General features: G+C 64.8%; 21 protein-coding genes and 1 tRNA gene. 7 read left to right on the top strand and 15 right to left on the bottom strand.

Annotation, left to right across the window (positions count from 1 at the left end; translation table 11 throughout):
- A partial coding sequence (locus ACV1FX_RS35820) for a hypothetical protein (RefSeq protein ID WP_473122246.1) occupies nt 1-412 on the top strand: 412 nt, incomplete at its 5' end.
- On the opposite strand, the gene fdhF is transcribed toward ACV1FX_RS35820, so the two are convergent.
- The 7 genes from fdhF to mobB form a co-directional block, all read right to left on the bottom strand.
- On the bottom strand, nt 357-3,122 hold the full coding sequence (gene fdhF / locus ACV1FX_RS35815; RefSeq protein ID WP_473122245.1) for a formate dehydrogenase subunit alpha: 2,766 nt from the start codon (nt 3,120-3,122) through the stop codon (nt 357-359). The two genes, ACV1FX_RS35820 and fdhF, sit on opposite strands and share 56 nt — an antisense overlap.
- Nucleotides 3,119-4,822, bottom strand: coding sequence for an NADH-ubiquinone oxidoreductase-F iron-sulfur binding region domain-containing protein (locus ACV1FX_RS35810; RefSeq protein ID WP_473122244.1), 1,704 nt, complete (start codon nt 4,820-4,822; stop codon nt 3,119-3,121). Before ACV1FX_RS35810 ends, fdhF begins: the two co-directional genes overlap by 4 nt.
- 161 nt (nt 4,823-4,983) lie before the next feature.
- Entirely contained in the window at nt 4,984-5,268 is a 285-nt protein-coding gene (locus ACV1FX_RS35805) for a hypothetical protein (protein ID WP_473122243.1), read from the bottom strand.
- Between the two features lie 86 nt (nt 5,269-5,354).
- Nucleotides 5,355-7,007 (bottom strand): OFA family MFS transporter, encoded by a 1,653-nt coding sequence (locus tag ACV1FX_RS35800; RefSeq protein WP_473122242.1) that lies wholly within the window; start codon nt 7,005-7,007, stop codon nt 5,355-5,357.
- A gap of 321 nt (nt 7,008-7,328) precedes the next feature.
- Nucleotides 7,329-7,592, bottom strand: coding sequence for a sulfurtransferase TusA family protein (locus ACV1FX_RS35795; RefSeq protein WP_473122241.1), 264 nt, complete (start codon nt 7,590-7,592; stop codon nt 7,329-7,331).
- A gap of 41 nt (nt 7,593-7,633) precedes the next feature.
- The gene (locus tag ACV1FX_RS35790) at nt 7,634-8,890 is read right to left on the bottom strand and encodes a molybdopterin molybdotransferase MoeA (RefSeq protein WP_473122240.1); all 1,257 of its coding nucleotides are present in this window, start codon (nt 8,888-8,890) and stop codon (nt 7,634-7,636) included.
- 9 nt (nt 8,891-8,899) lie between these two features.
- A complete protein-coding gene (gene mobB / locus ACV1FX_RS35785) occupies nt 8,900-9,427 on the bottom strand; it encodes a molybdopterin-guanine dinucleotide biosynthesis protein B (RefSeq protein ID WP_473122239.1) in 528 nt (175 codons plus the stop codon).
- Between the two features lie 202 nt (nt 9,428-9,629).
- Here mobB and fdhD point away from each other — a divergent pair, with 202 nt between their 5' ends.
- A complete protein-coding gene (gene fdhD, locus ACV1FX_RS35780) occupies nt 9,630-10,532 on the top strand; it encodes a formate dehydrogenase accessory sulfurtransferase FdhD (RefSeq protein WP_473122238.1) in 903 nt (300 codons plus the stop codon).
- On the top strand, nt 10,513-11,160 hold the full coding sequence (gene mobA, locus ACV1FX_RS35775; RefSeq protein ID WP_473122237.1) for a molybdenum cofactor guanylyltransferase MobA: 648 nt from the start codon (nt 10,513-10,515) through the stop codon (nt 11,158-11,160). Before fdhD ends, mobA begins: the two co-directional genes overlap by 20 nt.
- On the opposite strand, the gene ACV1FX_RS35770 is transcribed toward mobA, so the two are convergent.
- From ACV1FX_RS35770 to ACV1FX_RS35745, 6 genes are all read right to left on the bottom strand, one after another.
- Nucleotides 11,154-11,297, bottom strand: a complete 144-nt coding sequence (locus ACV1FX_RS35770; protein WP_473122236.1) for a hypothetical protein — start codon at nt 11,295-11,297, stop codon at nt 11,154-11,156. The genes mobA and ACV1FX_RS35770 overlap by 7 nt on opposite strands.
- A 114-nt stretch (nt 11,298-11,411) precedes the next feature.
- On the bottom strand, nt 11,412-13,361 hold the full coding sequence (locus tag ACV1FX_RS35765) for a molybdopterin biosynthesis protein (protein ID WP_473122235.1): 1,950 nt from the start codon (nt 13,359-13,361) through the stop codon (nt 11,412-11,414).
- Nucleotides 13,362-13,374: 13 nt separating this feature from the next.
- Entirely contained in the window at nt 13,375-14,481 is a 1,107-nt protein-coding gene (locus ACV1FX_RS35760; RefSeq protein WP_473122234.1) for a molybdopterin-binding protein, read from the bottom strand.
- Nucleotides 14,482-14,537: 56 nt separating this feature from the next.
- A complete protein-coding gene (locus tag ACV1FX_RS35755; protein ID WP_473122233.1) occupies nt 14,538-15,371 on the bottom strand; it encodes an ABC transporter substrate-binding protein in 834 nt (277 codons plus the stop codon).
- A gap of 14 nt (nt 15,372-15,385) precedes the next feature.
- Nucleotides 15,386-16,108 carry an ATP-binding cassette domain-containing protein gene (locus ACV1FX_RS35750; RefSeq protein ID WP_473122232.1) on the bottom strand — a complete coding sequence of 241 codons (723 nt, stop codon included), beginning with the start codon at nt 16,106-16,108 and terminating at the stop codon, nt 15,386-15,388.
- A 2-nt stretch (nt 16,109-16,110) separates the two neighbouring features.
- Nucleotides 16,111-16,803, bottom strand: coding sequence for an ABC transporter permease (locus ACV1FX_RS35745; protein WP_473122231.1), 693 nt, complete (start codon nt 16,801-16,803; stop codon nt 16,111-16,113).
- Between the two features lie 87 nt (nt 16,804-16,890).
- Between ACV1FX_RS35745 and ACV1FX_RS35740 the strand changes: the two genes are divergently transcribed.
- Together ACV1FX_RS35740 and ACV1FX_RS35735 are read left to right on the top strand one after the other, a co-directional pair.
- On the top strand, nt 16,891-17,784 hold the full coding sequence (locus ACV1FX_RS35740; RefSeq protein ID WP_473122230.1) for a substrate-binding domain-containing protein: 894 nt from the start codon (nt 16,891-16,893) through the stop codon (nt 17,782-17,784).
- Nucleotides 17,785-17,903: 119 nt separating this feature from the next.
- Nucleotides 17,904-19,121, top strand: a complete 1,218-nt coding sequence (locus ACV1FX_RS35735; protein ID WP_473122229.1) for an ABC transporter substrate-binding protein — start codon at nt 17,904-17,906, stop codon at nt 19,119-19,121.
- Nucleotides 19,122-19,324: 203 nt separating this feature from the next.
- Here ACV1FX_RS35735 and ACV1FX_RS35730 read toward each other — a convergent pair whose 3' ends face one another.
- On the bottom strand, nt 19,325-20,299 hold the full coding sequence (locus ACV1FX_RS35730) for a TAXI family TRAP transporter solute-binding subunit (protein WP_473122228.1): 975 nt from the start codon (nt 20,297-20,299) through the stop codon (nt 19,325-19,327).
- A gap of 113 nt (nt 20,300-20,412) precedes the next feature.
- On the opposite strand from ACV1FX_RS35730, the gene ACV1FX_RS35725 reads away from it, so the two are divergent.
- Nucleotides 20,413-21,390, top strand: coding sequence for a Bug family tripartite tricarboxylate transporter substrate binding protein (locus ACV1FX_RS35725; protein WP_473122227.1), 978 nt, complete (start codon nt 20,413-20,415; stop codon nt 21,388-21,390).
- A 302-nt stretch (nt 21,391-21,692) separates the two neighbouring features.
- Nucleotides 21,693-21,768: transfer RNA gene (locus tag ACV1FX_RS35720), tRNA-Ile, on the top strand.
- 332 nt (nt 21,769-22,100) lie between these two features.
- On the opposite strand, the gene ACV1FX_RS35715 is transcribed toward ACV1FX_RS35720, so the two are convergent.
- On the bottom strand, nt 22,101-23,297 hold the full coding sequence (locus ACV1FX_RS35715) for an acyl-CoA dehydrogenase family protein (protein WP_473122226.1): 1,197 nt from the start codon (nt 23,295-23,297) through the stop codon (nt 22,101-22,103).
- Between the last annotated feature and the right edge of the window lie 13 nt (nt 23,298-23,310).

Raw genomic sequence — 23,310 nt, 5'->3', positions numbered from 1 at the left:
CAATCAGGAACCGCCATTTCTGAAGGTAATTCCGTTCAATCGTCCGATCGAAGCTATTGTCGCGCATCGAACCCTCCCTGCTGGGCTGGATTCGATCACCGAATTAATGAACTTGCACAATTGCGAGGAGCGAAGCGACGAAGCAATAACGGGCGCTTTTGAAGCGGCGTGCGCCTTCATTCCCGGTGTCGTCCTGGCGAAAGCCAGAACCATCACCCCAGGGAGGAGTTTGGCGAAGATGCGTCGTTCGGTACTGCGACCATCCGCGATCGATGAATCACGCGGTTTGGGTCCTGGCTTTCGCCAGGACGACACCGAGGATGTGGCCGACGCTGTGCCGAAGGACGGCCGAACCCCTACTCCGCCGCGTCGCGCATCTCGACGCGCTCTGCTCTTGCGGCGCAGAACTTGAACTCCGGGATCTTGCCGAAGGGATCGAGCGCCGGGTTGGTGAGGAGGTTGGCGGCCGCTTCCGCGTAGCAGAACGGCATGAACACCATGTTCTCCGGAACGTCACGGTCGGAGCGGACCTTGACCTCGACCGCGCCGCGGCGGGTCTCCAGACGGATGAAGTCGCCGGGCGCGAGCTTCTTCTTGCGCATGTCCTTCGGCGACATGAAGGCCACCGCTTCCGGCTCGATCTGATCGAGCACCTGCGCGCGGCGCGTCATCGAGCCGGTGTGCCAGTGTTCGAGCACGCGGCCGGTCGACAGCACCATCGGATATTCGTCGTCCGGCAACTCGTCCGGCGGAATGACCTTGGCCGGCACGATCTTGCCGCGGCCGCTCGCGGTCGGGAAGCCCGTGGTGAAGATGATCTCGTTGCCGGGCTTGTCGGGAGCATCGGCCGGATAGGTGACGGCGCCCTCGCGCACCAGCCGCTCCCAGCTGATGTTGTTCAGCGACGGCATCGGCTCCGCCATCTCCGTATAGACGTCACCGGGACCGGAGTAATTCCACGACAGCCCCATCCGCTTGCCGATCTCCTGGATGATCCAGAGATCCTGCCGCGCATCGCCCGGCGGCTTGATCACCTGGCGCGCGAGTTGCACGCGGCGATCGGTGTTGGTGAAGGAGCCCTCCTTTTCCGCAAAGGCAGAGGCCGGAAGGATGACGTCGGCGTGGAAGGCAGTCTCGGTGACGAAGAGATCCTGCACCACGAGATGATCGAGCATGGCGAGCGCCTCGCGCGCATGCTGGAGATCGGGATCGGACATCGCGGGGTTCTCGCCCTCGATATACATGCCCTTGATCTCGCCGGCATGGATCGCGTTCATGATCTCGACCACGGTGAGGCCGCGGACAGGATCGAGCTCCTGACCCCACAGCTTCTCGAAATTGCCGCGCATGTCATCGCGGCCGACCGGCTGATAGTCGGGCAGGAACATCGGAATCAGGCCGGCATCGGAGGCGCCCTGCACGTTGTTCTGGCCGCGCAGCGGATGCAGGCCCGTGCCGGGACGGCCGACCTGACCGGTGATCAGCGCGAGCGCAATCAGGCAGCGCGCATTGTCGGTGCCGTGGACATGCTGGCTGATGCCCATGCCCCAGAAGATGATCGACGACTTTGCGCGGGCATAGGTCCGGGCCACTTCGCGCAGCGTCTGCGCCGGGATGCCGCAGATCGGCGCCATCCTCTCCGGCGTGAATTCCTTGATCTTCTCCTTAAGATCTTCAAAGCCCTCGGTATAGCCGGCGATGTACTGGTCGTCGGTCAGGCCCTCGGTGATGATCGTGTGGATCATCGCATTCAGCATGGCAACGTCGGCGCCGGGCTTGAATTGCAAATGCTTCGTTGCGTGCCGGGACAACGTCTGCCGACGCGGATCCATCACGAAGAGCTTTGCGCCCTTCTTCGCCGCGTTCTTGATGTAGGTCGCCGCGACCGGGTGGTTCACGGTCGGATTGGCACCGATCACCCAGATCACTTCCGCATCCATCGCGGCCGCGAACGGCGCCGACACCGCGCCCGAGCTCAGGCCTTCGAACAGCGCCGCGACGGATGAGGCGTGGCACAGCCGCGTACAGTGGTCGACATTGTTCGAGCCGAAACCCGTGCGCACCAGCTTCTGGAACAGATAGGCCTCTTCGTTCGAACCCTTGGCCGAGCCGAAGCCGGCCAGCGCCTTCACGCCTTTGGTATCGCGGATGTTGACGAGGCCCTTGGCCGCAATATCGAGAGCCTCCTCCCACGACGCTTCGCGGAAGTGCGTAAACGGATTGGCCGGATCGACCTGGTCGTTGGCGTCCTTCTTCGCATTGGCCAGCCGCACCAGCGGCTTGGTGAGGCGATGCGGATGGTGGATGTAGTCGAAGCCGAAGCGGCCCTTGACGCAAAGACGGTTGTGATTGGCGGGGCCGTCGCGACCCTCGGCATAAATCACCTTCTCGTCCTTGACCTCATAGGTCACCTGGCAGCCGACGCCGCAGAACGGGCAGAGCGAATCGACCTTCCTGTCGGCATAGGTGACGCGCGTCTGGTTCTCATCCAGCATCACGGCCGGCATCAGGGCGCCGGTCGGGCAGGCCTGCACGCACTCGCCGCAGGCGACGCAGGTGGACTCGCCCATGGGATCGTCGAAGTCGAACACGATTTTTGAATCGTGATTACGATAAGCCATGCCGATGACGTCGTTGACCTGGACCTCGCGGCAGGCGCGCACGCACAGGCCGCACTGGATGCAGGCATCGAGATTTACGCGCATCGCCGGATGGCTGGCGTCGGTTGCCCAGCGCTCGGCGGCGGGGAAACGGCTCTCGGTGACGCCGGTGCTTTCGGCCCAGTGCCAGAACTTCGAGTCCGGATCATGCGAGGTCTCGCGCGCGGGCTGGTCGGCGACGAGCAGCTCCATCACCATCTTCTGGGCAGCGACCGCGCGGGCGCTCTCGGTCTTCACCTTCATGCCGACCGACGGCGTCCTCTTGCAGGAGGCCGCGAGCACGCGCTCGCCTTCGATCTCGACCATGCAGGCGCGGCAATTGCCGTCGGGCCGATAGTCGGGCGCGGGTGAATAGCAGAGATGCGGGATATCGCGGTCCTGGCGTTTTGCGACCTGCCAGATGGTCTCGCCGGGTTTGGCCTCCACCTGCTTGCCGTCGAGCTCGAACGTAATCTTCGTCATTCGGCCGCTTCCTTGAACTCGTCAGGGAAATATTTGATCACGGTTGTGAGCGGATTCGATGCCGCCTGGCCGAGCCCGCAGATCGAGGCATCGCGCATCGCCTGGCTCAATTCGTCGAGCAGGGCACGGTTCCAGACCGGCCGCTGCATCAAGAGTGCCGCCTTCTGGGTTCCGACACGGCACGGCGTACACTGGCCGCAGCTCTCGTCCTCGAAGAACTTCATCAGGTTCAGCGCCGCGGACCTGACGCTGTCTTGCTGCGACAGGATCACGATCGCGGCAGAACCGATGAAGCAGCCGTATTTTTCCAGCGTGCCGAAATCGAGCGGGATGTAGTCCATCGACGCCGGAAGGATTCCGCCGGACGCTCCGCCCGGCAGGTAAGCATAGAACGTGTGGCCGTCGGCCATGCCGCCGCAATATTCGTCGATCAATTCGCGCACGGTGATGCCTGATGGCGCGAGCTTCATGCCGGGATTCTTGACGCGGCCCGAGACCGAGAAGCTGCGCAGGCCATGGCGCTCATGACGGCCGTGGCTCTTCCACCAGTCGGCACCCTTCTCGACGATGTCGCGCACCCACCACAGCGTCTCGATGTTGTTGATCAGCGTGGGCAGGCCGAACAGGCCGACCTGGAACGGATAAGGCGGCTTGTGCCGGGGCAAACCGCGCTTGCCCTCGATGCTTTCGAGCAGCGAGGACTCTTCACCGCAGATGTAAGCACCCGCGCCGCGCCGCATGTGCAGCGTCGGACCGCCTGCCGGCAGCTTCGCGATCTCGCGCTCGAGAATCTCGCGACAGGCGGGATACTCGTCACGCAGATAGATGTAGACGTCGGAGGCCTGCACAATGTGTGCGCCGATCAGCATGCCCTCGATGAAGCGATGCGGATCGGTTTCGAGATAATAGCGATCCTTGAAGGTGCCGGGCTCGCCCTCGTCGCCATTGATCGCCATCAGCCGCGGACCGGGCTCGCCAAGCACCGCGCGCCATTTGCGCCCCGTCGGAAAGCCCGCGCCACCAAGGCCGCGCAGCGACGCATCGTCGAGCGCCTTCAGCAGATCGTCCTTCGGCAGTTCACCGGAGCGCAGGCGATTGAGCAACTGGTAGCCGCCGGCGGCGACATAGGCATCGTAATCGATATATTTCGGCAGATGCGCGTGGGTGTCGCCGGCCTTCGCGGCGGCCAGCACGTTGCCGACGGTGGCGTGATCGACGAAGTTGTGGCCGACCTCGGCCGCGGGCGCGGTGTCACAGCGGCCGACACAGGGCGCGCGCACCACCCGGATGCCGGGGCCGCTCGCGCTCTGGAGGTCCTCGAGCAGCTTCTCGGCGCCCATCATCGCGCAGGTGAGGGAATCGCAGACACGGATGGTGAGCGGCGCGATGTCGGGCTCGCCCTCCTTCACGACGTCGAAATGCGCATAGAAGGTCGCGGTCTCGAACACTTCGGCGAAGGCGAGCTTCATCTCATCGGCGAGCGCTGCGAGATGCGCGGCCGAGATCTGGCGATATTTGTCCTGGACCAAATGGAGATATTCAATGAGCAGATCGCGCCGGCGCGGCCTGTCGCCGAGCAATTGCTCGATCTCATGGGCAGCTATCGGGTCGACCTGACGCCCCTTGGGCGTGGCCTTGGCTCGCTTCCGTCCCTCGCCCGGATGCTCGAACGAGCGGACCTGGTGCACGTCGTGGCTCATCGATGCGACTTGGTCCCTTGTTTTTAGAACGCCTCCAAATTACCCCATTGGCATACCAGATGCCAAGCAAATAGTTGGTTCCGATTACTGAGGCCCTACAAGTATTTAAGGGGCACGTAGCCCAAGCTGCATGCCCCTCTTTGGTTGCATCCCGGCGCCCCTCAGGTCTTGCTCATGCAGTCCTGAATGTAGAACCAACGGTCATCGCCGGTAAGGCCCTTGGCCTTGACCTCGGCCCGACAGGCCTTGAGCTTGGGCTTGTTGGCCGCCCAGGTGGCCTTCATCTGCTTCAGCTTCTGCATGGTGAGCTTGATCTTCCCCGGCGGCTTGGCGTCGGTGGTGGCAGCAGGTGCCGGCGTTGCGGGCGCCGTGGCGGTCTGCGCCGACGCGGCATGAAGGCCGACAGTGAGAAGCACGGCGGCAAGGCAGATACGGGTGCGAAGCATGAAATCCCCCCTCAAGTCCCAATCATGATCAAGGCGAACGCCGCGGAACGCCTGTCATGGGCATCCCGCGGCGGTGTCGATTGCGGTCAGAAGATTTTGACCGCGCTGAGCAGCGTCATGTACACGCCATAGGCCAAGGGAACGCCGACGAACAGCCAGAACAGCGCGGCCTTGCCGTCGAGACCACCGGTGCCGATCCCGAACGAACCGGTCTGCCCTGCGTTGGCACCGGCCGTTGCAGCCTGGAGCTTCGCCACTTCCGCCTCGCTCATGTACCACTTCGGATCGACCGGCTTGACCAGGTAGTTGCAGATCAGGCCCGCGATCAGCATCGCGCACAGGATGTACATGGTGGAGTTATAGAGCTGATCGCGCGGCACGCCGGCGGCGAGCTGGAATTCGCGCAGGTAGTTCACGACCACCGGGCCAATGATGCCGGCGGTCGACCAGGCCGTCAGCAGACGGCCATGGATGGCTCCGACGAACTGGGTGCCGAACATGTCTGCGAGATAGGCCGGCACGGTGGCGAAGCCGCCGCCATACATCGACAGGATGATGCCGAAGCCGAGCACGAAGAGCAGCTTGTTGCCGGTCGCCGCAAATGTCGGCGCCAATGCGTAGAGCACGATGCCGAGGATGAAGAACGTGTAGTAGGTGTTCTTGCGGCCGATATAGTCCGACAGCGAGGCCCAGAAGAAGCGGCCGCCGATGTTGAACAGCGACAACAGGCCGGCAAAGCCGGCGGCGATCGCCGCGATCTGCGCCTTCTGTGCCGGATTGAGCGCGTTGAAGCCGACGTCCGGCAGGCCGATCAGCTTGCCCGCGAAGATTTCCTGGAGCATCGGCGAAGCCATGCCGATCACGCCGATGCCGGCCGAGACGTTCAAGCACAGCACCCACCAGATCAGCCAGAACTGGGGCGTCTTGTGCGCGTTGTCGAGATGGACGTGATGCTCGGAGATCATCGTCTTCTTCTCGCTCGGCGGTGTCCAGCCTTCCGGCTTCCAGCCCGCCGGCGGCAGGCGATAACGGAACGCGCCGATGATCATGAAGACGAAATAGATCGCGCCCATGCTGAGGAAGGTTTCCCAGACGCCGACCGAGGTCGGCGACTTGAACTGATCCATCAGCCAGTTCGCCAGCGGTGCGCCGATCATCGCGCCGCCGCCAAAGCCCATGATCGCCATGCCGGTCGCCATGCCGCGACGGTCGGGGAACCATTTCACCAGCGTCGAGACCGGCGAGATGTAGCCGAGGCCAAGACCCACGCCGCCGATCACGCCGGAGCCGAGCCACATGATCCAGAGCTGATGGACATAGATGCCGATGGCGCCGAGCACGAGGCCACCGCACCAGCACAGCGCGGCGACGAAGCCGGCCTTGCGCGGCCCGACCCGCTCGAGCCAGCCGCCCCACAGCGCGGCCGAGACGCCGAGCACGACGAAGAACAGCGTGTACATCCACCCCAGGCTTGCGACCTTCCAGTCGCAAGTGGTGGTGAAGAGCTCCTGCCACAATGAAATGTCCGGGCACGCCTTGGGCGCGGTCAGACCGATCGCGCGCGACAGCGGCAGCCAGAACACCGAGAAGCCGTAGGCCATGCCGATGCACAGATGGATGCAAAGGGCCGCCGGCGGCACCAGCCAGCGATTGAAGCCGGCCGTGGCGATCGTGCGCTCGCGATCAAGAAATCCCGCGCCAGCGCCTGACAGTCTTCCAGCGCTTTCAACTGTAGCCATACAAATCCTCCCCTGCAGGCCGCCCTTCTGAGCCAGCCTGCTGCTACGATCCTTGTCCCTCAGCCCGTTGCGGGGCAGCCGTCCCTGCTGCTCCGCACAATGTTTCGACGTGCGCCAGGATCACGACGCACATTCGAGAAGTCTAACCCCTTGGGGTCGGAGTCTATGCCCGACACCGCGCGGCGTGGCCTCGCATCGGCCAGCTTGTTCCGCGTATCGCGGGCACGAGTCAACCTCCGCGTTCCCACAGATGCAACCAATTGGGACAGAAGCGCGGATCGATGTCGATAGACAAATGGTCGGTATCACGAGGTGACGGCGTTAAGAACGCGGCGCACCATTGATGGTTTCTATCGATGCATTGGTCTTCTCTATCAAGAAGACGATGCGCGAATCGTTGCGCTCGGTGATTTCGACCTTGTCGCCGGTCTCCCGGATCAGATTCGGAATGTCGATCACCGACAGCGGATCGGTGCAGTGGACTTCGAGCTGGTCCCCTTCCCGCAGCGGCTTCAACGCCTTGCGCGTCTTCAAGGCCGGCAAGGGACATTTCAGCCCGGTGAGATCGAGTGTCGTTCTGGTCATGATCGCAACATGCCGGGGCGAGCCGAGGGCGTCAACGCGGGTCAGATCAGGTTTGCATAGGACAGAAATCCGATGCTCTGCCCGGGCTCGACCCGTGTCACTGTCTCGCCGAGTTCGACCAGGCCATCCGTCTCGATCAATGAGGACAGAAGCCCTGCCCCTTCGCGCGGAAACTTGATCGCTTCGAGCGCGCCGTCCTCAGCCTTGCGCAGGGAGACGCGAACATATTCGCGCCGTCCTTCCTTTTTCTTGTAGGTGAAGGCCGCACGCACGGGAATCGGGAGCAGCGGCTCCGGCAGGCCGCCTGCGAGCGCCAGCACCGTCGGCCGCACCACATGGATGAACGTGACGAAGCTCGCGACGGGATTGCCCGGCAAGCCGATCAGCGGCGTGCCGCCGATGATGCCCATGGCGACCGGCCGGCCCGGCTTGATCGCCATCCGCCACAGCACCAGTGTACCGATGCTCTCGACCGCGGCCTTGACGTGATCCTCCTCGCCGGTCGACACACCACCGGTGGTGAGGATCAGGTCATGCTGGCCCGCGACCTGCTTCAGCCCATCTGCGAGCGAGGCTTTCTCGTCTCGCAAGATGCCGAGATCAGAGACCTCGCAGCCGAGCCGGCGCAGCATCGCCATCAGCATGAAACGGTTGGAGTCGAAGAGTTGCGAGGCTGCGCGAGGCGCGCCGGGTGAAACCAGTTCGTCGCCGGTCGAGAACACGGCGACGCGAATGCGTCTGACGACGTCGAGCATGGTCAGGCCGAAAGCAGCAGCAAGCGCGACATGTTGTGGGCGCAGGCGCTGACCGGCACGCAAGGCGACGTGGCCTTGCGGAATGTCCTCGCCGGCAGGCCGGACGTTCGCGCCTCCCTTCAGCCCGGGCGGCAGAACGATCTTGCCGCCCTCATCAATCCGCACGTCCTCCTGCATGAAGACCGTCTCGGCCCCCCGCGGCATCGGCGCGCCCGTGAAGATGCGTGCGGTGTGGCCCGGCTTGATTGGATGATCGGCGGCGCCACCGGCCGCGATGCGGCCATCGAGCGGCAACGCTTCTTCGTTCGCTTGCGGCAGGTCCGCATTGCGCACCGCATAGCCGTCGACCGCGGAATTGGTGAACGGCGGCAGCGGCAGCGGCGCGGCGATGTCGCGCGCGAGCACCCTCCCGTCGGCATCCACCAGCGCTGCGGTCTCGATGTCGGCGATCGCGTTGACACGGGCCGCGATCAGGCCGACGGCGTCATCGACCGACATCATCGGCCCACCGAAGGCAAAGCAATCGTCGGACAGTTGCGCCATGATGCCTCGTCAGCGCGCGAGCGCGCTTTTCGCCATCGCCTCGTCGGCCGTCATCGCGGAGCGCAAGACGAGCGCGGCGACGGCCGGGATATCATCGAGATGGACCGTCGGCAGCCTGGTTTCAACCGCAGCGTCGGTCGCAATCCCGACAATGCCGGGATCGTCGGGAAACAGCAGCGGCTTGCCGTTGGCGGCGCGGTGCACCTCGATCTTGCGATGCGGCTCGCGCTTGAAACCCTCGACCACGACGAGGTCGACCGTCGCCAGTTTTGCGAGCAGTTCCGGCAGCCGCGGCTCGGCCGCACCGCGCAGCTCGTGCATCAGCGCCCAGCGATTTGCCGAGGACACCAACACCTCAGCCGCACCCGCCTCGCGATGGCGCCAAGAATCCTTGCCGGGCACATCGACGTCGAACTGGTGATGAGCGTGCTTGATCACGGAGACGCGCAGGCCTTGCGCATTGAAATGCGGAATCAGCCGCGTCAACAGCGTGGTCTTGCCCGCTCCGCTCCATCCAGCAAGGCCGATAATTTTCATTCCAGTTCGATCTCCGCCAGCCGCCTCATATGACTGGAACCGCCCACTCCGTCATTGCGAGCGCAGCGAAGCAATCCAGAGTGTCTCCGCGGGCGCATTCCTGGATTGCTTCGCTGCATTCGCAATGACAAGAGCGGCATTTCGCCCATTCCATACCATGCTTATATCGGCCTGAGCCGAATGTCATGCTAACCTCGCGCCCATGATGAAGATCGACAAAGCCCCGGTCCCCCTGATCGTCCCGAACCCGGACGACCCGCGCCTGACACAGAGCGTCGTCGGCGTCGACCAGGCCGGCGCGAGGATCGAGACCAAGGTGCCGATGGAGCGGCCGCTGACGCTCTATCTCAACGCCCAGGAGATCGTCACCATGATGACGATCGGCGACTACCCGGAGTATCTGGCGCTCGGCTATCTCCTGAACCAGAACATGCTGAAATATCGCGATGTCGTCACCGAGGTCGAATATGACGACGATCTGCAGGTCGTCGTGGTGCGCACTTCGCATCACACCAATTTCGAGGCGAAACTGAAGAAGCGCACGCAGACCTCGGGCTGTGCCCAGGGCACTGCATTCGGCGATCTCCTCGAAGCGGTTGAGAGCGTGGCGCTGCCCAAGGCCGAGCTGCGCACCTCCTGGCTCTACCAGATGACGCAGACCATCAACACCATGCCCTCGCTCTATCTCGAGGCCGGCGCGATCCATGGCTGCGTGCTGTGCAAGGAGGGCACGCCGCTCTGCTACACCGAGGACGTCGGCCGCCACAACGCCGTCGACAAGATCGCGGGCTGGATGTACCGCCACGGCGTCGATGCCTCCGACAAGATCCTCTACACCACGGGCCGCCTCACCTCGGAGATGGTGATCAAGACGGTGCGGATGGGCATCCCCATCCTGGTATCGCGCTCGGGCTTCACCGCCTGGGGCGTCGATCTCGCCCGTCAGGTCGGACTGACGCTGATCGGGCGCGCGCGCGGCAAGCGCTTCATCGCGCTCGCAGGCGAGGAGCGCATCGTCTACGACCAGAACCTCGCTTACGTCGAGGAGGAGTCGGCCAGGCACAAGCGCAAGGGTGAAAGCAGGGGTGAAGGTGGTGACGACTGAATCTCCGCCGACCATAGGCGTGCTGCTCGCAGGCGGCCTGGCGCGGCGCATGGGCGGCGGTGACAAGCCGATGCGCACGATCGGCGGCCGCACCATTCTGGAGCGCGTGATCGCGCGCCTGAAGCCGCAATGCGACGGGCTGATCCTCAACGCCAATGGCGAGCCTTCGCGCTTTTCAGCGTTCGGATTGACCGTCGTCGCCGATGACGTGCCTGGCTATCCCGGACCGCTCGCCGGCATTCTCGCCGCCCTCGACTGGACCGCGGCGAACCGGCCCGGCATCGAATGGGTGCTGAGCGCCGCCGGGGACTGCCCGTTCCTGCCGCGCGATCTCATCGCACGCCTGCACGCGGAGCGCACACAGAAGAATGCCCAGCTCGCCGTTGCCGCGTCCGGCGAGCAGTCGCATCCGGTGATCGGATTGTGGCGCGTCGCCTTGCGCGACGAATTGCGCCAAGCCCTCGTCGTCGAAGATATCCGCAAGATCGACCGCTGGACCGCGCGCTATCCGCTGGCCACGGTGACATGGCCGGTTCAGCCGCTCGATCCATTCTTCAATGCCAACACGGTCGAGGACATCGCGGAAGCCGAGCGGCTGGCCGCGCTGGACGAGCTTTCAACTCAGTAAAGCTGCGTCTTGGGGAATTCCGTCAGCAACTGACCCCACACCACCGCAAAAGCGATCAACCCGCAGACGCCGAAAAGCGTGGTGAAACGCGGCAGCCGACCGATCGCAACGAGCAGCCAGGCCGGCAGGAAGAACATCCCAAAGGCGCACGCGCGCGAACTTTCGCGCGACGCTCACGCGGTCAGCGGCACCGCTCGGACGTCGTAGTCACAGATCCAGCGCGGCTAAACCCGCCGTGTCGTTGATCCCGGCTAGGCCGGCCGGAATCCGGCCCGCGCCAGCGCCGCGCGGCTTTCGTCCGAGGCAAGCGCGTCCAGGAAAGCCTGCACCGCCGGGCGCTGCTTGCGCGCGCTCACCAGCGCGAAATCATAATGCTCTTCGCTGAGCGGAATGAAACCGAGACCCGATGCATCGGCGACCGGGGCGATGGTCATGCCCCAGTCGGCGCGATGCTGCGCCACCGCGGCGGCCACCGCATTGTGCGAGCGCGGCTGATTCCAATAGCCTTCCGGCCGCGCGCCGCCGAGCAGGCGATCGATCAGGATGCGCGTGCCGGCGCCCTGGTTGCGATTGACCATGATGCAGGCGGGATCAGCGAGCGCGGCTGCGACGGCGTCCTCCGCTGACAAGCCGTCGAAGCGCCTGTCGCCCTGGCGGAACACGATGCCCTGCATGCGCCGCCAGCCCGGCACGAGCTCGAGCCCGTCGGCAAGGCACGACGTGTTGTAGGTCTCGGTCTTGTCGTCGAACAGGTGGATCGGCGCCAGGTCGCACTCGCCGCGCCGCGCTGCCGCCAATCCGCCGAGACTGCCGACCGCAATCGAGCGCACGGAGAGGCCAGCGTGCGCGAGCGGCGCGGTGACGATATCGAGCCCGGTGCAATGGCTACCGATGATGACGAGATCGGGCACGCGCACATGCGGCGTGAACAGCGTCACCGCGGCCTCGGTGCCGGCCGGCATCTGGTCGGCGAGCGCATCGATACGCAGAAAACCGTCGGCTTGCGCAAAGGACGTGATCGCTCCGGAGCCTTTGCCGGTAGGGTATGCGATCAACCCGTCGCGACCGTCGACCAGGGACACCATCACGAACTCGGTACGGCCAAGTTCGGAAGCGATCCGCACCGGCACCTTCGCATTCACTTTGGCATCCGTGCGCGGCGGCAGGCCCGCCATCTGTCGCAACACCGGCACGATCATATCGTGGAAGGTGAACATCGCCGAAGTCGGAAAGCCCGGCAGGATCACAACCGGCTTGCCGTTGCAGACCGCAAGGCACAACGGCTTGCCGGGCTTGAGCGCGACGCCGTGGGCGATGATGCCGGGCTGGCCGAGGCGACCGATGATGCGATGAGACACATCGCCGGCCCCTTTCGATGTGCCGCCCGACAGCACCAGCATGTCGGCCTTCGCCAGCGCCTCGCGCATCGCGGCCTCGAGCCTGGCCTCGTCATCCGGAATGGCGCCGACGAAATGCGCCGCGCCGCCGTTCTCGTCGATCGCAGCCGTGACGATCGCCCCATTGGTGTCGTAGATCGCCGCGAGCAAGAGCGCCTCGCCGGGCTGCACCAGCTCGTCGCCGGTCGAGATAACGGCGACGCGCGGCTTGCAGACGACCTTGAGCTCGGCGATGCCGCAGGCGGCCAACATGCCGATCTCGCGCGAGCCGATGATGGTGCCAGCGCGCAGCAGAGCTTCGCCGCGCGCGATGTCCGAGCCGGCATAGGACACGAACTGGCCCGGCGAAGCCGCGCGGCGGACCTCGATCGCGCCGGACCCTGCCGGCTGGGTGTGCTCCACCATGATCACCGCATCGGCTCCGCGCGGTAGCGGGCCGCCGGTTGCGATCGCCGTCGCCGTGCCGGAGGCGACTTGAAGGACCGGCGCGGTGCCGCAGGCGATGATCTCGCCATTCAGCGCCAGACATACGGGCGCGCCCTCGCTCGCCGCGGCAAGATCTGCGGAGCGAACGGCAAAACCGTCGACATTGGAGCGGTCGAAGGGTGGCACATCGATCGCCGCGAAGATGTCTTCGGCGAGAGCGCTTCCGAGCGCGGCCGCAAGCATGCGCACCTCGCTCGACAGCGCACGGGGGAACAACGCGGCTTCAAAGCGCGCCAGCGCCTCCTCACGGGAGAGAATCTTGAGGAACTGCTCCTGATCGACCGAACTGCGGTCGTTCGGTTGCGGAATCTTGTTCATGCCGGAACCCATATCATTCCCGCATCACATAGGCATCGACCGGCACGCCCGCCGCAAAACCTTCACTGTCGCCGGGAATGAGCAGCCATGCATCGGCACGGGCGATCGCCCGCAAGGACAGCTCACCGACCGCAAGCGGCAGCCACGTGCCTTGTTCCTCGGCCAGCAGCGCAATCTCCGCCATGCCGACGTTTGACGCGATCTTGCGGGCGAGCGGCAAGCCGGCGGATTTGCGCGAGGCCCGCAGGGACAGATAATCCAGCACGGGACGGACCAGCGCGAGCCAAACCGCAAATGCCTGATCCGGCGCGCCCGGCAGCGCGATGACGGGGACTGATCCGAGTTTTCCGATTGCCGCGGTTCGTCCCGGCTGCATCGCAATGCCGTGAGCCAGGACCTCGCCGCGATCGGCAAGCGCCGTGACGGCCGCATCCTTGCGGCCGACGCCAGTGCCACCGATGGTCAGCAGCAGGTCGCAGGCCGCGACGTCGAGCGCGTTGGCGATCGACGTCGCATCGTATCCAACTGCGTCTGTCACCGTCACTTCCGCACCCGCGGCTCGCGCCAGACCCATAACAAGCTGCGCAGCGGTCTTGCCACCGGGCGCGTTGACCACATGCAGCCGCGGACGTCGCACGCTCAACGTCTCCAATGCTGCCGCTCGCGCCAGCAGCAGATCGCCGGTGCGAACAGGCATGCCCTCCGCGACGATTGAGGTGCCGGTAGCCATGTCGCTGCCCGCGCGCCGCACGCCCTGCCCCGGCAAGCCTTCCGCCAGCACCTGGCTGATCGGCCCCATAGTGTCGAGCGCGTCAGCATCGAGCACGCAGTTGCATCCGGCAGGGATCGCATCGCCGGCCTCGACCCAAACCGGAGACTCTATCAAAGGCAGCGGCGAGTAGGAGGACGCGCCGACGAGATCGCCGGCGCGCATCGCCCAGCCATCCGCGGCGGCGATATCGTGCGGCGGATGAGCGCCAAGCGGCGGCATTCCGGCCGCGACGCAGCCCAGCACCTCGGTGAGCGGCAAATTGACCGGCGCAACGGGCTCGATGCCGCGCAGCAGCGCGGCGAACGCAAGATCGAGCGGCGTGAGCGACGGCGGCAGGCGCTGGGTCATCGCTCAGGTGGACCACGCAGCGCTCGGTTTGGCAACTCGCCTATTCAGGCTTCTTGCTAGTCAGGCTTCTTGGCGGCATCCGGAAAGAACAGCTGCTGGCCGTCGATCTTGTAGCCGGCGATTGCGGTCTGGCCCTCCGGTGAGATCAGCCAGTCGACGAAGGTCTGCCCCAGCTCCTTCTTTACCGACGGATACTTTTCCGGATTCACCAGCATCACACCGTATTGGTTGAACAGCCGCTTGTCGCCCTCGACGACGATCTCGAGATCGCCGCGGTTCTTGAACGCGATCCAGGTGGCGCGATCGGAGAGCACATAGGCATTCATCGCACTCGCGGTGTTGAGCGCGGCGCCCATGCCCTGCCCGATCTCGCGATACCAGGCCCCCTTGGCGCTCGCGACGTCGATGCCGGCGATGATCCAGAGTGCAAGCTCGGCGGCGTGGGTGCCGGAGCGGTCGCCGCGCGAGACGAACGGTGCACCCTTGGCCTCGATCGCCTTCAGCGCGGTCACGATGTCCTTGCCCTTCACGCCAGCGGGATCGCTCTTCGGCCCGATCAGCACGAAGTCGTTGTACATCACGTCGAAACGCTTCACGCCAAATCCATCGGCGACGAATTTCTCCTCCTGCGGTTTTGCGTGCACGAACACGACATCGGCATCGCCGCGGCGCGCGGTATCGAGCGCCTGGCCGGTGCCTTGCGCGATCACCTTCACGTCGATGCCGGTCTTGGCCTTGAATATCGGCAGGAGATGGCCAAACAGGCCGGAGTCCTGCGTCGACGTCGTCGAGGCCACGACGATCGAGCGATCCTCGGCCGACGACGGCGTGCCGACGAACGCAATCCCGAGGAGGATCGCGAGGGCAAAGAACGAGCGGCGAGACGCCATCGACATACTCCACTTCAAATCACGAGATCGCCGCGCAGGAAGGCCTGCGCCTCCGGCGTCGACGGATGGTCCAAGAATTCGCCCGCTTGCGCCCGCTCGCACAGCGTCCCGCGCGCGAGAAAGACCACCTCGCCCGCAAGCCGCCGCACCTGGCCGAGATCGTGCGAGGCCATCACGATCTTGATGCCGGATTGCGCCGCACTCGTGACGATCTCCTCCACCGCGCGCGTCGCGGCGGGATCGAGATTGGCGGTCGGCTCGTCCAGCAGGAGAAGCTCGGGATCGCGCGCCAGCGCCCGGGCCAGCGCCAGCCGCTGCTGCTCGCCGCCGGAGAGGAGCCGCGCCGGGCGGTGCGCGAGATCGGCAAGGCCGACCCGCTCCAGCAGCGCCGCGGCGCGCATCGTCCGGTGTGCGTGCGGCGCACCGGCCTGGGCCAGGGCGTAGGTGACATTGGCTGACGCCGTGCGCCGCAACATCACCGGGCGCTGAAACACGAAGGCGCGGCGGGTCGGCGCCGGATCGCTGCGGCCACCCCAACTGATGCGGCCACCCGTCGGCGCAACAAGTCCCATGCACAGCCGCAAAAGGCTGGTCTTGCCGGAGCCGTTGGGGCCGATCAGCAGTGTCGGCGCGCCCGGCGTAATCGTGAGGCTGATGCGATCGAGGATCGCAGCCGCGCCCCTCCTGAGCGACACGTCCTCGAATACCACGGGAAGATCGCTGACCGGCGCTCGCATGCTCACCCCGTCACCCGTTGCGACCAGACGCGCGTACCCCAGGCAGCCGCATTGATGGCGAGCACGATGACGATCAGGATCGCGCCGAGGCCCATTGCCAGCGGCAGATTGCCTTTGGATGTCTCCAGCGCCACGGTGGTGGTCATGGTGCGGGTAAAGCCGTCGATATTGCCGCCGACGATCATGACCGCGCCGACTTCCGCCGCAGCACGGCCGAAGCCGGCCAGCAGCGCCGTGAGCAGGCTGAAGCGCGCATCCCACAACAGCGTCGTCATGCGGCCGACCGCGCCGACATTCATGGCGCGAAGCTCGTCGCGATACTCGACCCAGAGGTCCTCCACCGTCTGGCGCGTCAGCGCGGCGATGATCGGCACGATCAGCACCGTCTGCGCGATCACCATCGCCATCGGCGTGAAGAGGATGCCGAGTTGACCGAGCGGCCCCGCGCGCGACAGCAGCAGATAAAGCGCGAGCCCGACCACGACCGGCGGCAGGCCCATCATCGCGTTGAGCAGCACGACCAGGACCGCGCGCCCCCGGAAATGCGTCAGCGCCAGTAACGCTCCGAGCGGCATCCCGATCGCCGACGCCAGCGCGACCGCCGCAAGGCTCACACCAAGTGAGAGCCCTACAATCGCGAGCAAAGCAGGATCGCCGTTGAGGATAAGTTGCAAAGCACTGAGGTGATCAGGCATGGTTCCCATCGGATGACATTGAACTGCAAAAATTCCCGCTTGCGTCAAATGCCAAATTACAAACATAGATATGCATAGGAATGCATAATGGAATTTCTGACGACGAGTGAGGCTGCGGACTACCTGCGGCTCGGGGAGCGCAAGCTCTATGAGCTCGTCACCAACGGGGCGATCCCCTGCAGCAAGGTGACCGGAAAGTGGTTGTTCCCGCGCCATGAGCTCGATTTATGGGTGCTGTCGGGCCTGGCGCGCCCGGCCGGCATGCGGGCAACCGAGCCGCCGCCGATCGTCGGCGGCAGCCAGGACAGCCTGCTGGAATGGAGCCTGCGGGAATCCGGCTCCGGGCTCGCCTCGCTCAACGAAGGCACGGCACGGGGGCTGGAACGGTTGCAGCGCGACGAGGTGATCGCGGCAGCGCTGCATTTTCACAGCCTCGACAGCTCGGACAATCTCGCCAACGAGGCCAATGCCGCGGCCTTGCGCTCCGCGCCAGACCTGCACGATGCCGTGCTGGTGGGCTTGGTGCGCCGCGAACAGGGCCTCCTGGTGCCGCTGGGCAACCCCAAGCAGTTGCGCAGCCTGCCGGACGTGCTCGCGCTTGGGGCCAGGATGGTGCTGCGACAAGAGGGCGCAGGCGCGCAGATGCTGCTCGACGTGCTGCTCAAGCGCGCCGGCGCTTCCTTCCGGGATCTGCGCCGGCTCGATGCGCCGAGCCTCACAGGGCCCGACCTCGCCGCCACGATCCGCGCCGGCCATGCCGATTGCGGCGTCGCAACGCGCTCGGCCGCCAAGTCGGCCGGGCTCGATTTCGTCCCGCTGCTCTGGGAGAATTTCGATCTCGCCATGCGGCAGCGCAGCTATTTCCGCCCGCCGATGCAGGCGCTGATCCGGTTCCTCGACGAGAAGAAGCTGCGCCAGCACGCCGGGGAGCTGACCGGCTACGATCCCTCGCCGGCCGGCCAGATCCGGTTCGCAGCCTGACCTGAGCAGCGTTGACGCCCGGCCGCCAATAGTTGCAAAAGAAACCAATTCAGCCGGGCCATACCCGGTCGCGGTTCACGGGAACAGCGGCCAACGAGCCGCATGAGGGGAGGAATAGCGTGACTCCAGGCAGAACAGGACTGTCCGTCGTGGCCGCGATCGCAGCCGCGACGTTGCTGTCGGGCGCGGCTTTCGCGCAGGTATCCGACAACGTCGTCAAGATCGGCGTGCTGACCGACATGAACGGTCCGGCTTCGACGCCGACCGGCCAGGGTTCGGTGACGGCGGCGCAGATGGCGATCGACGATTTCGGCGGCACCGTGCTCGGCAAGCCGATCAGCGTCGTGGTCGGCGACCACCAGCTCAAGCCCGATATCGGCGCAGCGCTGGCGCGGCGCTGGTACGACGTCGATCAGGTCGATCTCATCGTCGACGTCCCGGTGTCGGCGGTAGGGCTCGCCGTGCAGAACATCGCCAACGAGAAGAAAAAACTCTTCATCACCCATTCGACCGGAACGGCCGACTTCCACGGCAAGTTCTGCTCGCCCTATGCGATCCAGTGGGTGTTCGACACCCGCGCGCTCGCGGTCGGCACTGCGCAGGCCGTGGTCAAGCGCGGCGGCGACAGCTGGTTCTTCATCACCGACGACTATGCCTTCGGCCATTCGCTGGAGCGCGATGCGTCCGCGGTCGTGACCGCCAACGGCGGCAAGGTGCTGGGCTCGGTGCGGCCGCCCCTGGCGACGCCCGACCTGTCCTCCTTCGTGCTGCAGGCGCAGGCCTCGAAGGCGAAGATCATCGGCATTGCCGCCGGTCCCCCGAACAACATGAACGAGATCAAGACCGGTGCAGAGTTCGGCGTGTTCAAGGGCGGCCAGCAGATGGCGGCGCTGCTCGCGCTGATCACCGACATCCACGGCCTCGGCCTTCAGGCCGCGCAGGGCCTTTTGCTGACGACCTCGTTCTATTGGGACATGGACGACAAGACCCGCGAATGGGCAAAGCGCTATTTCGCCAAGATGAACCGGATGCCGACGATGTGGCAGGCCGGCGTCTATTCGTCGGTGATGCACTATCTCAACGCGATCAAGGAGACCGGCACCGACGATCCGCTCAAGGTCGCAGCGAAGATGCGCGAAAAGCCGATCGAGGATTTCTTCGCGCGCAACGGCCGCTTACGCGATGACAATCTGATGGTGCACGACCTTTGGCTGGTGCAGGTCAAGTCGCCGGAGGAAAGCAAATATCCCTGGGACTATTACAAGATCCTCGCGACGATTCCCGGCGACCAGGCGTTCGGCCCGCCCGATCCGGCGTGTCCGCTGGTGAAGAAGTGACCGCGTAGCCACGCTGACGGTGCACCCTCTCCCCTTGCGGGAGAGGGTGGTTTCGATGCGTAGCATCGAAACCGAGTGAGGGGTTTCTCTGCGCGAGCGAACTTCTCGCATTTTTGTTCGCGGATGAAGACCCCTCATCCGGCGCTTCGCGCCACCTTCTTCCGCAAGGGGAGAAGGGAAGAAACGCCTGCCTTGAGCGACGGTCACTTCACAACGCCGATCTCGCGGAAATATTTCATCACGCCGGGATGAATCAATTCCGGCCTCGGTGCGGCTGCGACAGTGTTCGCGGCCGTGGTCTCGCAGGCCTGCGCGAGCTTCTTGCAGAACACGGCCTCGACGCCATGCAGCGTCTTCGCCAGGCGATAGGCGACATCGTCCGGCAGGTCCTCGCGCGTGAGCACGAAGCTCCAGGAGCCGAGCGAGGCGATCGGCTCAGTCTGCTTCGGATAGGATCCGGCCGGCACCGTCAGCGGCTTGAGGAAGGAATGCTTGGCGCGGATACGCGCGATCTCATCGGCGTCAGGCGCAATGAAACGCGCACCCGATGCACTGGATGCGACCGCGGCAAAGCCGGGCCAGCCGATGCCGGCCCCCCAGAGTGCGGCGACGCGGCCGTCTTCCACCATCGCAGGGCCGTCGCCGGCGCGCTCGAGATAGATCGCCTTGAAGTCCTCGTCCTGCTTGAGGCCGAGGCCATCGAGCACGTAGCGCGACAATATCGGCAGGCCCGAGCCCTTGGCGCCGAACGCCACCGGCTGACCGACAAGATCGCGGATGGTCTTGTAGGAGCTATCCGCCCGCACCACGAACATGCCCGGGTTGGAATAGATCGCGGTGAGGATCTTCAGCGCGACCTTCGCCCGGCCGATGCCGGCGAAGGCCTCATAGGCCGGCTCGCCGGCGACAAGGGCGAGGTCGAGTTCGCCCTTCTCGAGCAGCGGAATGTTTTCGTTGCTGCCCTTGGTGTTGCGCGGGGCGATCGCGAGCGCGGGGTCGGCCGCGTTCATCACGTCGGCGAAGGCATTACCATAGAGCGGGAAGCCGCCGCCGGGCGTGGCGGTGCCGAGGCTGATTGTGGTTTTCGAAATGGCCTTGTCTCCGTCTTCCTGGCTTTGGGCTGAAGCTGCGCCTGTAAGTAGCACCGCGCCCAGCATGATCAGCGAACGAAGTTTCATGAGGGCTCCTCGGCGAACGGCCTGCTGCGTCAAGTTGAACTTGTGACGATGTAGGCAGCCGCACGATTTTATGGAAGCATGGCGGCAACGACAATAAAGCAATGGGAGGCGTCATGTTGGGAGTTTTGCGTCGCGGTCTTTTTGGTTTTGTCCTTCTGTCCAGCCTCGCCGGTATTGCTCCTCCCGCCTCCGCCGGCGACTACCCGAACCGCCCGGTGCACTGGCTGATCGGCTTTGCCGCCGGCGGCCCCGTGGACATCGTGGCACGGATCATGGCGCAGTGGCTGTCGGACCGTTTCGGCCAGCAGTTCATCGTCGAGAACCGCACCGGAAGCGGCGGCAACATCGCGGCCGCAGCGGCGATCAACTCCGCGCCCGACGGCTATACGTTGCTATTCGTCGCGCCCAACAACGCGATCTCGACCTCGCTGTACAAGAAGCTGCCGTTCGACTTCCTGCGCGACACCACGCCGGTCGCGAGCATCATGCAGCTCACCAACATGCTGGTCGTCTCCAACGCCATGCCGGTGAAGTCCGTCCAGGAGTTCATCGACTACTGCAAGGCCAACCCCGGCCAGATCTCCTATGCGTCCTCCGGCAACGGCACCTCGGTGCACATGTCCGCAGAGCTGTTCAAGGCGATGACCAAGTGCGACATGGTGCACGTGCCCTATCGGGGATCTGCGATCGCCTTCCCCGACATCATCTCCAACAAGGTTCAACTGATCTTCGACAACCTGCCCTCGGCGCTGGAGCAGGCGCGCGGCGGCAATGTCCGCGCGCTCGGCGTCACCTCGCCACAACGCTGGCCGAGCGTGCCCGATGTGCCCGCCATCGCCGAGACGGTGCCGGGCTTCGAATCGGTCGGCTTCTACGGCATCTCCGCGCCCAAGGGCACGCCAGGCGAGATCGTCGATCTCCTCAACAAGGCCGTCGGCGAGGCGCTCAAGGACCCCAAGCTGGTGGCGCGGCTCGCCGAGACCGGCGGCATCCCGAGGCCGATGACATCAGCCGATTTCGGCAAGCTGCTCAGCGACGAGACCGAAAAATGGCGGAAGGTGGTCGAGTTCGCGGGGGTGTCGGTGGACTGATTGGCGGGATTGCACCCTGGCCCAGGCCCGTGTGGGGCGGAGCGGACCCGCCCCAATCAAAAATGTCAAAGCAACCCCGTGCAAAGTAGCCAAGGGGGCAGCGTGACGGTCTACACATTTTCCGAAATGATTTGGCGCATCGGGCAAATCACCGGCATATTTCCATCATCGGACCGTCTCGGCAGACTGACCAACGCCCGCCGATCGGCGGCGAACAGGGCCGGCATTGCGCCCTCGGCTCAAGCCTTGTAAACGAACCGCGCACCGTTGCCGACCGCGCTTGTCGCGGCCGCCTTGCGGCGGGGCCTGTAGCTCAATGGTTAGAGCCGGCCGCTCATAACGGTCTGGTTGCAGGTTCGAGTCCTGCCGGGCCCACCAACCTTCGCTCGCTATGCGAGCTTCGGCCAGGCAAGTATTTACAAACTCCCAACGAGGCGAGAAGGCTGTCGCGCCGAAGGCCGCAGGGCGTACTGACGCCACTAGCTTCGGCTGGCAGGCCACGCATGACCGAACGGCGACGCGCGTACGGCGTAGCTGGAGCGAAGACGGCTAAAGCGCGATGAGACCAGGATGAGTCGCCATCGCGCTTCAGGCTATTGTTGGAGCGTCTCCCCGCAAACGCGTTCCGCGTTTATCGCGAGGGAGAACCGCTGCGACCTTTGCGTTAGCGCGGCCCTGAGGTCCGGACCATGCGCCAGCGCAACGTCCACCTATTCTCCGCCTTCGTAAAACAGCTCCAGCGGCAATCCGACCAGCGATTTTCCGATCCAGTCGCGCGCGATCACATTGGACGGTCCCATGGCTATGGCCGCACGCGCATCCCGGAACGACCGTTCGATCGGGCCGCGCCGATAGCCGTAACCGCCAGTCACAGTCAGCGCTGCGGCGGCCACCTTGTTGGCAACCTCGGCGGCATGAACCTTGAACTCCGTAAGCGGAATCAGGATCTCGCTCTGTGGCTTGCCGGCACGCCACAGCTCGTCCAGCTTGGCGGCGAGCTCGTTGCGCCACGGGCGCAAGGTTTCTACCAGTACTTTTGCAGCCCCGAGCTCCTGGCGGATGGCCTGATAGTCCGAAAGGTTTTTGTTCTTGTCCTTGTGAACGAAGTTCGACGTGTGGGCTACGGCTGCATTGAGGGCGCCGCGCGCCACGCCTTCCCACACGGCACCGAGACCGATGAGGTAGACCGGGGAGACGCCGTCATAGATGATCTCCTTGCCCTGCCCCTCGGCGCCGAGCCGGTCGCGGCTTGGAACCTTGACGCCCTTATAGCGAATCGGCCCGGAATGATTGCCCCGCACGCCTAGCGCTTCCCACGGACCGGCTTCGATTCCCGACGCCTTGCCATCGACGATGAAGAAAGAGATGTCGGTCTGATCCTTGGCGCCGGGGGAGCGCGTCTGCACCACGTAATAGTCGGCCTGGCCCGAACTCGTCGTGAAGGACTTCTCGGCGTTGACGACATAGTTTTCGCCGTCGCGCCCGGCTTCCGAGAAATTGTACCACCAATGCCCACCGCTCGCCCGCTCGCTGGTCGAATAGGTGCCGAGCAGGGTGCCGCCCTTGGCCTTGAGCCAGCGCTCTTTCTGATCGTCATTGCCAAACAGGTTGATGGTCTGTGCCGCGCCGACATGCATGACATAGACGAGGCCTGACGAAGCATCGTGCTGGCCGATGCGATAGGCGGCTTCCGCAAAGTCGCCATGGCCGAGCCCAAGTCCGCCGAAACGGGGCTCATTGAGAACCCCGGTCCAGCCGGCCGCTGCCAGCGCCTGGAGATTTTCTCGCGGAAACCGGCCTTCGATGTCGTTTCGTTCGGCATGGAGCTTGACGGTGCTGTCGATCGCGGCGTCGAGGCGAGAGTAGATGTCATCCTGCGCGACGCGCGCGAGATTGTCCTTGCTCATGGGTATTCTCCTT

The organism is Bradyrhizobium ingae, from assembly GCF_055791185.1.
The sequence above is the reverse complement of the archived record's forward strand: the minus strand, read 5'-3'. Positions and strand labels throughout refer to the sequence as shown.

Excerpts from the sequence above, each read along its gene's own strand:
- fdhF (WP_473122245.1), bottom strand. The coding sequence starts at position 3,122 with ATGACGAAGATTACGTTCGAGCTCGACGGCAAGCAGGTGGAGGCCAAA.
- ACV1FX_RS35810 (WP_473122244.1), bottom strand. The coding sequence starts at position 4,822 with ATGAGCCACGACGTGCACCAGGTCCGCTCGTTCGAGCATCCGGGCGAG.
- ACV1FX_RS35805 (WP_473122243.1), bottom strand. The coding sequence starts at position 5,268 with ATGCTTCGCACCCGTATCTGCCTTGCCGCCGTGCTTCTCACTGTCGGC.
- ACV1FX_RS35800 (WP_473122242.1), bottom strand. The coding sequence starts at position 7,007 with ATGGCTACAGTTGAAAGCGCTGGAAGACTGTCAGGCGCTGGCGCGGGA.
- ACV1FX_RS35795 (WP_473122241.1), bottom strand. The coding sequence starts at position 7,592 with ATGACCAGAACGACACTCGATCTCACCGGGCTGAAATGTCCCTTGCCG.
- ACV1FX_RS35790 (WP_473122240.1), bottom strand. The coding sequence starts at position 8,890 with ATGGCGCAACTGTCCGACGATTGCTTTGCCTTCGGTGGGCCGATGATG.
- mobB (WP_473122239.1), bottom strand. The coding sequence starts at position 9,427 with ATGAAAATTATCGGCCTTGCTGGATGGAGCGGAGCGGGCAAGACCACG.
- fdhD (WP_473122238.1), top strand. The coding sequence starts at position 9,630 with ATGATGAAGATCGACAAAGCCCCGGTCCCCCTGATCGTCCCGAACCCG.
- ACV1FX_RS35770 (WP_473122236.1), bottom strand. The coding sequence starts at position 11,297 with ATGTTCTTCCTGCCGGCCTGGCTGCTCGTTGCGATCGGTCGGCTGCCG.
- ACV1FX_RS35765 (WP_473122235.1), bottom strand. The coding sequence starts at position 13,361 with ATGAACAAGATTCCGCAACCGAACGACCGCAGTTCGGTCGATCAGGAG.
- ACV1FX_RS35760 (WP_473122234.1), bottom strand. The coding sequence starts at position 14,481 with ATGACCCAGCGCCTGCCGCCGTCGCTCACGCCGCTCGATCTTGCGTTC.
- ACV1FX_RS35755 (WP_473122233.1), bottom strand. The coding sequence starts at position 15,371 with ATGGCGTCTCGCCGCTCGTTCTTTGCCCTCGCGATCCTCCTCGGGATT.
- ACV1FX_RS35750 (WP_473122232.1), bottom strand. The coding sequence starts at position 16,108 with ATGCGAGCGCCGGTCAGCGATCTTCCCGTGGTATTCGAGGACGTGTCG.
- ACV1FX_RS35745 (WP_473122231.1), bottom strand. The coding sequence starts at position 16,803 with ATGCCTGATCACCTCAGTGCTTTGCAACTTATCCTCAACGGCGATCCT.
- ACV1FX_RS35740 (WP_473122230.1), top strand. The coding sequence starts at position 16,891 with ATGGAATTTCTGACGACGAGTGAGGCTGCGGACTACCTGCGGCTCGGG.
- ACV1FX_RS35730 (WP_473122228.1), bottom strand. The coding sequence starts at position 20,299 with ATGAAACTTCGTTCGCTGATCATGCTGGGCGCGGTGCTACTTACAGGC.
- ACV1FX_RS35725 (WP_473122227.1), top strand. The coding sequence starts at position 20,413 with ATGTTGGGAGTTTTGCGTCGCGGTCTTTTTGGTTTTGTCCTTCTGTCC.
- ACV1FX_RS35715 (WP_473122226.1), bottom strand. The coding sequence starts at position 23,297 with ATGAGCAAGGACAATCTCGCGCGCGTCGCGCAGGATGACATCTACTCT.